The organism is Bilophila sp. 4_1_30, assembly GCF_000224655.1.
In the GTDB taxonomy this organism is placed as follows: Bacteria; Desulfobacterota; Desulfovibrionia; order Desulfovibrionales; family Desulfovibrionaceae; genus Bilophila; species Bilophila wadsworthia.
The window spans coordinates 140,977-148,602 of the sequence record NZ_JH114235.1; the positions used below are offsets into that span (position 1 = coordinate 140,977).

The 7,626-nt window shown below is 58.2% G+C and carries 9 protein-coding genes; 4 read left to right on the forward strand and 5 right to left on the reverse strand.

Translation table 11 applies throughout. The annotated features are described in order from the left end of the window. The 4 genes from HMPREF0178_RS18175 to HMPREF0178_RS18190 all read left to right on the forward strand — a co-directional run. Positions 1-588 (forward strand): HlyD family efflux transporter periplasmic adaptor subunit (locus HMPREF0178_RS18175; protein ID WP_009369055.1); only part of this gene is annotated, 588 nt, incomplete at its 5' end. Further along, positions 585-2,114: a DHA2 family efflux MFS transporter permease subunit gene (locus HMPREF0178_RS18180; RefSeq protein WP_009369056.1), complete on the forward strand. Its 1,530-nt coding sequence runs from the start codon at positions 585-587 to the stop codon at positions 2,112-2,114. The genes HMPREF0178_RS18175 and HMPREF0178_RS18180, both read left to right, overlap by 4 nt. Before the next feature lie 8 nt (positions 2,115-2,122). Then, the gene (locus HMPREF0178_RS18185) at positions 2,123-2,725 is read left to right on the forward strand and encodes a TetR/AcrR family transcriptional regulator (RefSeq protein WP_009369057.1); all 603 of its coding nucleotides are present in this window, start codon (positions 2,123-2,125) and stop codon (positions 2,723-2,725) included. Positions 2,726-3,591: 866 nt separating this feature from the next. Beyond that, positions 3,592-4,143, forward strand: coding sequence for a hypothetical protein (locus HMPREF0178_RS18190; protein ID WP_009369058.1), 552 nt, complete (start codon positions 3,592-3,594; stop codon positions 4,141-4,143). 289 nt (positions 4,144-4,432) lie between these two features. Here HMPREF0178_RS18190 and HMPREF0178_RS18195 read toward each other — a convergent pair whose 3' ends face one another. The 5 genes from HMPREF0178_RS18195 to HMPREF0178_RS18205 all read right to left on the reverse strand — a co-directional run bounded on the left by HMPREF0178_RS18195 (position 4,433) and on the right by HMPREF0178_RS18205 (position 7,292). Further along, positions 4,433-5,020, reverse strand: coding sequence for a formyltransferase family protein (locus tag HMPREF0178_RS18195; RefSeq protein ID WP_009369059.1), 588 nt, complete (start codon positions 5,018-5,020; stop codon positions 4,433-4,435). Beyond that, positions 5,017-6,156: an ABC transporter ATP-binding protein gene (locus tag HMPREF0178_RS18200; protein ID WP_039959349.1), complete on the reverse strand. Its 1,140-nt coding sequence runs from the start codon at positions 6,154-6,156 to the stop codon at positions 5,017-5,019. The genes HMPREF0178_RS18195 and HMPREF0178_RS18200 overlap by 4 nt, the downstream gene beginning before the upstream one ends. Further along, positions 6,153-6,326: a hypothetical protein gene (locus HMPREF0178_RS22205; protein ID WP_009369061.1), complete on the reverse strand. Its 174-nt coding sequence runs from the start codon at positions 6,324-6,326 to the stop codon at positions 6,153-6,155. The genes HMPREF0178_RS18200 and HMPREF0178_RS22205 overlap by 4 nt, the downstream gene beginning before the upstream one ends. After that, positions 6,292-6,492 carry a Com family DNA-binding transcriptional regulator gene (locus HMPREF0178_RS21205; RefSeq protein WP_083832549.1) on the reverse strand — a complete coding sequence of 67 codons (201 nt, stop codon included), beginning with the start codon at positions 6,490-6,492 and terminating at the stop codon, positions 6,292-6,294. The genes HMPREF0178_RS22205 and HMPREF0178_RS21205 overlap by 35 nt, the downstream gene beginning before the upstream one ends. A gap of 197 nt (positions 6,493-6,689) precedes the next feature. After that, positions 6,690-7,292: a hypothetical protein gene (locus tag HMPREF0178_RS18205; protein WP_009369062.1), complete on the reverse strand. Its 603-nt coding sequence runs from the start codon at positions 7,290-7,292 to the stop codon at positions 6,690-6,692. Positions 7,293-7,626: the final 334 nt, after the last annotated feature.

A 7,626-nucleotide genomic window follows, 5' to 3' on the forward strand; every position in this document is an offset into this window, starting at 1 on the left:
TGCTGGCTCGCGCTCCAGCGCACCACCGTCCTGAGCCCCGCCGCCGGACAGATCGCCAAACGCGGCGTGCAGGCTGGCGAAGTCGTATCGCCCGGCACACCGCTCATGACCGTGATCCCCCTGCACCGCCTGTGGATCGACGCCAATTTCAAGGAAGTCCAGCTCCACAAGATGCGCATCGGCCAGCCCGCCGTGATCCGCGTGGACATGTACGGCGGCGACGTCACCTATCATGGCCGCGTGACCGGCTTCTCCGCCGGGACGGGCAGCGCCTTCTCCCTCCTGCCGCCCCAGAACGCCACCGGCAACTGGATCAAGATCGTCCAGCGCGTGCCCGTGCGCATTGAAATCGACCCCGCCGACCTCAGGGAACACCCCCTGCTGGTGGGCCTGTCCGCCGTGGTGAAGGTCGACACGTCCGATACATCGGGGCGGCTCCTCGCCGCCTCGGCCCGCACCGAACCCGTGCCCGGCGATCTCGTCTCGCAGGCCCCCGCCGTCGATTTCGCCCCCGTCGAGGCGACCATCTCCGGCATCATCCGGGACAACGCCCTGCCCGGCGTCTGCCCCGTCCAGGGCAAGCCATGAGCGGACGCGCCCAGCCCCTGCCGCCGCTTCAGGGCGGGATGCTCGTCATCGCCACCATCGGGATTTCGGTAGTCACGGCCATGACCGTGCTCGACTCCACCATCGCCAACGTCGCCCTGCCCACCATCGCGGGCAACCTCGGCGTGGCGTCTTCGCAGGGGACGTGGGTCATTACCTTCTTCGGGGTCGCCAACGCCATCGCCATCCCGCTCACCGGCTGGCTCGCCCGGCGCATGGGCGAGGTGCGGCTGTATTTCTGGTCCACGTTCCTGTTCGTCGCGGCCTCGTTCCTGTGCGGCATATCCAACAGCCTCGGGATGCTCATCATCTGCCGCATTTTGCAGGGGGCCGCCGCCGGGCCGCTCATCCCGCTTTCCCAAAGCCTCCTGCTGGCCTGCTATCCCCGCGAGAAACGCGGCATCGCCCTTTCCCTGTGGTCCATGACCATCGTGCTCGCGCCCATCCTCGGGCCGATCCTCGGCGGGTATATCTGCGACAACTATACGTGGAACTGGATCTTTTTCGTCAACGTACCCGTGGGGGCCGTATGCCTCGTCGCGCTGCGCATCCCCATGGCCGGGCGCGAGACGGCCACCGCCAAGAACCCCATCGACACCGTGGGGCTGATCCTCCTCACCATCGGCGTGGGCTGCCTCCAGCTCATGCTCGACGAGGGCAAGGACAAGGACTGGTTCGCCTCCGGCTACATCGTGATCCTCGGCGTCCTCACGGTCGTGGGGCTGGTGCTCCTTGTGGCGTGGGAGCTCACCGAAGAGCATCCCGTGGTCGACCTCTCGTTGTTCCGGCACCGTAACTTTACCGTGGGCACAATCTGCATCAGCCTCGGGTTCCTGTTTTATTTCGCCGGGGTGGTCATGATGCCCATGATGCTCCAGACGCGGCTCGGCTATACCTCCATGTGGGCCGGGCTCTCCCTCGCGCCCATCGGGATTTTCCCGGTCTTCCTCTCGCCGCTCATCGGGCGGTTCGCGCAGCGCATCGACATGCGGGTCATCGTCACCATGAGCTTTCTGGTTTTCTCGGCGGCCTTCTACCTGCGCACCCTGTTCTCGCCGGACGTCGATTTCGCCTTCGTCCTCTGGCCGCAGGTCGTACAGGGGATCGGCGTGGCCATGTTCTTCATGCCGCTTACGAGCATCATCATTTCGGGGCTCGACGCCAAGGACATCGCCAACGCCTCCAGCCTCTCCAACTGCACCCGCGTGCTGGCGGGCTCCATCGGGTCGTCCCTCGCCACCACCATGTGGGAACGGCAGGAAGCCCTGCACCACGTCCGGCTCACCGAGTCCATCAACCCCTTCAACCCGGCGGCGCAGCACGGGCTCAACCAGCTCACGCAGATGGGCCTCTCGCCGGAACAGGCCAAGGTCTGGGTCGCCAACGAAATCACGCGGCAAGGGTTCCTGCTCGGATTCAACGAGCTGTTCTGGCTGGCGTCCATAGCCTTCATCGGGCTGGCCGGGCTGGTCTGGCTGTCCACACCCATCAACAAGAAAATCCGGTAGGCGGACGCATGGCACAACAAACGAAATGCCGGAAAAAGACGGAAGCGCGCCGGGAGGCCATCCTTGACGCCGCACTGGAAGAATTCGCCGCAAAGGGGTACGCCGGAGCGCGCATGGAAGACATCGCCCGGAGGGCCGGGGTCGCCAAGGGCACGCTGTATCTGCATTTCGGGGATAAGGAGGGGCTGTTCAACGGCCTCGCGGAGTCTGCGTTCGCGCCCATGCACGCGCTGGCCAAGGAGATCCTCGACGACAAGACGCCGACCCTGCGCGAAAAGCTGCTCCGTTTCTGCGGGCCGATGCTGGATGAACAAGGCTGCTCAAGGACGGCGCGGATCATCAGGCTGGTGTGGGCAGAAGGGCTGCACAACCCCAAGCTCGTCGCGCCGTTCTACCACGGGCTCGTCGCCCCGATCCTCGAGCTGCACCGGGAGAACCTGCGCCTCGCCGCGCATGAGCACCCGCACCCGGCGCTCCAGCGGTTCCCGCAGCTTCTCGTCTCGCCGATCATGCAGGGGCTACTCTGGCAAGGGATGTTCAAGGACAAGGCCCCGCTCGACGTGAAGGAACTGTATATCGCCTATCTCGACATTATCCTGCCGGAAAAATAAGGGATTTCTGTATAAAAGACAGGCAAGCGCGCCTCCCGAAGCCCCGGGAGGGTGCCGCAAGCGGGTTCCTGTGGAAACTTGGGTTTTTCACGCCGGAAACGCGATAAGGCTTCCCTGAAAACGTCTTTTTTCGCCTCTGACAGCTTTGAAAGCCAACAAATTGTAGATCTCTAACAGACTATCATGTATTTATAAACAGGTATTTCTCATTACGAGGGGTGGCTACGCTTTTCCCCGATTGCGCCGGAAGTCTTTCGCGGAATAGACAGCGGCCCCTCCCTTCTCCCCTTTTGTGAGCGCCTTTGGCTCCAAATCCCGCCTCGTCCAGAAACGGTGATGGATTTGTTTTTATAATTCTACTGTGTTATAATCTTTTTTGATTACGAATGCGCGGCACTCGGTTGCAACGGTGTAACGCGCCAGACAATTTTGTGTACAACGCCGTTTAGTTTTGGTATGAAAAATTTGGAGTAGAGGATACTATGGCATACCGTATGCAGAGGGTCCCGTACCGGGGCATTTCCGCTCAAGATAGAGCACTCACCTTTGGCGAGCAGACGGTTACAGTGTGAACAGCGAATTTCTCGGGTTTTCTCCGTTGTTATTATCCATCTTATACCCCCCCTCACCTTTACCTGTTTTTGTTGCACCCCGTCACGGCACAACATAGGCGGAAATTCTACATGGTGCGTTATCACCATGTGGGGTCGTGGTTCGGCATGTCCATACCGGATGTCAGCACCAGTTCCCCACTGGTGTCAAGGGAGATATACTACCCCAAAGGTCAGTCATGGTAATTTCATGAAAAGAGTGTAGACCTAAAAATAAAAAACGCCCGGAAAAGGCGTGTTCTATGCGAGGAAAATATGGATGATTTTGACAGTAAGCGGGCGAGTGAAGTCTTCTTGGAATGTTCTGATTTACTCTCCGGAAAGTCAGATAGGGAAATTGCTATTATCGGCGTTGCTTATATTGAAGACATCTTGACGAACATGCTTGAAGCAAGGATTGTACCCGGCAGTATAGACCTGAAACGAGAAGATTCTTTTTCCTTCAAAGTCAACCTTGCCCGTGCTGTTGGACTTCTGAGAAAAACAGCTTACGATTCATTAAAAAATATTTCACACATTAGAAATAAATTTGCCCATGATTATTCAAAGAAAAATTTGGATGATGAAAAAATATCATCCAGAATTGATGTTATATTTCAATTAAATAAAGAAATTTTTGAAGCTGTGAAAAATGTCGCTGAAGAATCAATCAGCGAAGAATATAAAGAAGAACTTGATGCTCTCCTAAAAAATAAGACATATAGAATGCGGATTGTTATAGCCTGCGCGGCAGCGGGCCTTTCAGGGGCTTTGCCGAGCGTCGAACAGCTTGAGGAACCACAGGAAGTTCTTGATTCATATCATTAGCCGCAACCTGAACAGCCGTTAATCTTGCCGTTTATGTTGCTGGTCACGTTTAAAGCCTGCCTATCATTATGGCCCCGTGAACTAATACGCGCGTGATTTGCGGCACGCTTTTTTGCCTTTTCCTTATGCTTCGGGTTTTGGGTATGGCTACACTTCAATCGCAGGCGCTTGCGCCATGACTGTTGATGCGCGCGATAACTCCGCCTCCAGCGGCATGATAACTTCGACAAAAACCGAATTGCAGATTCCGCAATAAAATTACAAAGGCGGGGAAGTTCCCCGCCTTCTTTTATGCCTTCAACTTTCGCGTTGTGAATGCCGGTTCCCACGTCGCTATACGTTCGTCCTGTGGTCTGGCTCGGGGTCGCCCTCCTGTGGCCAGCCGTGCCACCGTTTCGGTGAGTAGCCGAACTCCGATAGGCGCGAGGGAACGCCGCCATACTTCCGGGGCGGTTTCACCGGGCAGGACATGGCACCATTCCTGAGCTTCGATCGGCCCTGTGTCCGCACCGTCGTCCATCCAGTACACGGTCCCGCCCGTTATCGGGTCACGCATAGCCACTGCCCATTTGACGGCATCCCGCCCTCTATGACGGGGAAGTAGCGAGGGGTGATACGCTAGAACGCCAAGCCCGCACCGGCTACGAACGGCGGTGGGGATATACCGCTGGCAATGTGCCGCAACCGCCATGTCGCACCGGGGGAGCGCATCCATATTCCTAGATGAAGGTATGCCCAACTCAAAGGCCGCCCGGCGTAGCACATCGGGCGTTTCGGTGTCCGGGCATACTGTAACAACATCAACGCCGGGGAGAGCCGTAATGGCTTTAAGTACTTCGGCGGCGAGCCATTTCTGCCCAAAAAGTACAATCTTCATGCGGCATCCTCACCGAGATACCGGAAACCCTGCACGGCCCGAAAGTGTCCGCCATATCCAACCGCCGCCCATGTCCCGCCAAGACGTTGCCTCGAGTTGATCATGGAATTATGACACCTGAGCTTGTCTTCGCCGTAAAATCTGGCGGAAACCTGCGTCCATAGCGGGCTCCGGCGTAGGGCCGCCGCAAGCCCCGGATGCGACGTGTGGAAAAGCGTCCGCATCGGTTTGCCGTATCGATTTTGCCCACGCCTCCAAAGAGCGCAAACGGCATTGAGGAAGCGAAGACCGACGCCCGCGCCTTGCCACTCCGGCAAAATAACCAGTCGGCACGCCCGCGCTTCCCGAAGTCCCGCCAGCGTCGAGACGGCCACATGAGCCACAGGCTGATCGCCCACAAATCCGACGTAGTTTGTGGCGGCCACCATGTGCGGCACCCTCAGATAGTGATGCGGCTCAAAAAGCGGCCAAAATCGCCAGTTGGTCTGGAATATGTCGAGATCGATTCGGGGGCGTTGAAGACACCCCCGTGTCCAGCGGAAATCGCCGGTTGCGGTATCGAAAACCCAATCGGGGGCGAGCCAGTCAATAATATCATAATGACATGAAAGAAGAACGGCCTGCCCACCAGTGCGCCGCCATGCCTTTGCAAAGGCTGACGCGCCTATCCGGGCAATTTGACGGTCGACCACGCTGGTAAATTCGTCAATCACGACGTGCTCCGGGGCTTCGCAGACGATACGGGCAAGAGACGCCCGGAACTTTTCTCCGGTCGAAAGGACGTGGTACGGACGGAGCCATGACGGAACGTCGCCAAGGCCGACGGCGGAAAGTGCCGCCGTCACCTGTTGCCAGTCACCTCCCTTGAAATCTGGAGCAATGGCGTCAACAATAGGGGCGTCCGTTGGCCATACTTCAGAGCCGCGCACCGTTTCCGACCCCCAGATGCGAGAGCCAAGGGAAGACTTGCCGGAACCCGACGGGCCGACGATAAGTCCGATTTGCCACGGTTCCGCGTCAAGCGGCAATTCCGCCTCAAGCCGAAAGTCGCTGGCTTCGGCATTGAAGAGAGAGCGCACGCAGGCGGCGCGGTATGACTGATAGTCCGGACTTTCGTGGTGGATGGTGATCTTCATACGCGTACCACCCGGCATTTGTAGCCTTCTCCGCGCAGGCGCTCATACACCCGTCTATGCTCTTCCTCGTCTTTACAGATGACGATGACGCCGAAGCGGGGCTTGTACTTGAAACCGTTGACGCCGGGCGCATTATCAGCCAGCGGCGGGAGAGTTTTGTTCTGTGACATGGTTTGACTCCGATGTTTCGGAGTTGGAGCTCTTGGCCCTCGTAGTGACGACTTGAATGTGATTATACGTTCCACACCGGCACTTGACCGTAAAGCTAAGTGCCGTCCCCGTTCCCAGCAAGCGGCCGCACTTGCCGCACCTGATTTCCCTGTCCGTACACTCCATCTTTTGATTGTCCTTCCCTTGCGCCCCCGCATCCGTCCTGATATGCGTTTACGTGCTCGCGGTCTGACTGTGAGCCATAAACGCAGGCGGACACTCCGCATGATATGTACGTATCATGTGGGGCCGTGGTCCGGTGACCGTACACCGGGCCGGTGGGGGAGGGTCCAATCTCCCCCGCCTCTGCCTGAAATTTACCGCTAGACCGGGTAAGAAACCACGATCGCCGAGACCGTTTCTCGGCGTTGTGCCGCTTCTACAGCCGCCAGCAACTCGTCCCTCCTCGCTATAAGAATTGTTTGCACGTCGGCAAGCCCAACGGCGTCGTCAGCGGCGAAAAGCGCTGCCCCCGTCGCCACTTCCGCCGCCGAGGGAGACTCTGCGGGCATCGTCAGGGTTGCCGTCAGTGCCGCCGTATAGCCCGCGATGATTTCCCGCCGCTTATCAGCTTTATACTCCTCAAGCGGACGTCTCGGGCGTTCTAAAAGCGCATCAGCCGGAAGCGGCCCGAGTTCTTCCATGTACCGGGGTTCGGAACGCCATGTATCATCGGGGAGCCAGTACGGCGTCCCGCCTTCCTTGCGCCCACGCTCGTCCATGTGCTGGCGGTGGTCTTCCACCTTCTCCCACGCATCCCCGGTCCAGCGGGCAGTCTGCCCCGTAGGAATGACAGCGGGCGGAGCAACAGATGTCGCGCCGGTCGCTTCCAGTATATACTCGCCGTTCGGACGCCGAGTGGCATCACGGCTGCCGGTGTATTCTCCGGTCTTCAAGTCATACATATACATCTGAGGTATCGTCATATCTTGTTCCTTTATTTATAGTTTTATTGTCACAAAAAGTTTTTCCGAGCTTGGGGGCAGGGGGCGGGGAACGCTGGAGGGTACAACGCTCCGGGGTTGCCGGAGATAGAAGGCGCTTGGTCTGGATGGAACATTATGTCAATCGCCGGTGGTGGCCCCTCTGGAGCCTTTCAGGCGAACTGGGCACCCAATGGAGTTGTCGCTGTGGAAACGAAGGTTGCTGGAGTCTGGGATAGTCTGGATATCGATGCATCCCGCTCTAACCCGCTCTACGGCTCGTCTACTACTGTCATGCCTGAATCTATCAACCTTCCTGTCGATCTTGTATCTTGGT

What these genes read in the sequence shown, in the direction of transcription:
- HMPREF0178_RS18180 (WP_009369056.1), top strand. Translation starts at nt 585, where the DNA reads ATGAGCGGACGCGCCCAGCCCCTGCCGCCGCTTCAGGGCGGGATGCTC.
- HMPREF0178_RS18205 (WP_009369062.1), bottom strand. Translation starts at nt 7,292, where the DNA reads ATGACGATACCTCAGATGTATATGTATGACTTGAAGACCGGAGAATAC.
- HMPREF0178_RS18200 (WP_039959349.1), bottom strand. Translation starts at nt 6,156, where the DNA reads ATGAAGATCACCATCCACCACGAAAGTCCGGACTATCAGTCATACCGC.
- HMPREF0178_RS18195 (WP_009369059.1), bottom strand. Translation starts at nt 5,020, where the DNA reads ATGAAGATTGTACTTTTTGGGCAGAAATGGCTCGCCGCCGAAGTACTT.
- HMPREF0178_RS18190 (WP_009369058.1), top strand. Translation starts at nt 3,592, where the DNA reads ATGGATGATTTTGACAGTAAGCGGGCGAGTGAAGTCTTCTTGGAATGT.
- HMPREF0178_RS21205 (WP_083832549.1), bottom strand. Translation starts at nt 6,492, where the DNA reads ATGGAGTGTACGGACAGGGAAATCAGGTGCGGCAAGTGCGGCCGCTTG.
- HMPREF0178_RS18185 (WP_009369057.1), top strand. Translation starts at nt 2,123, where the DNA reads ATGGCACAACAAACGAAATGCCGGAAAAAGACGGAAGCGCGCCGGGAG.
- HMPREF0178_RS22205 (WP_009369061.1), bottom strand. Translation starts at nt 6,326, where the DNA reads ATGTCACAGAACAAAACTCTCCCGCCGCTGGCTGATAATGCGCCCGGC.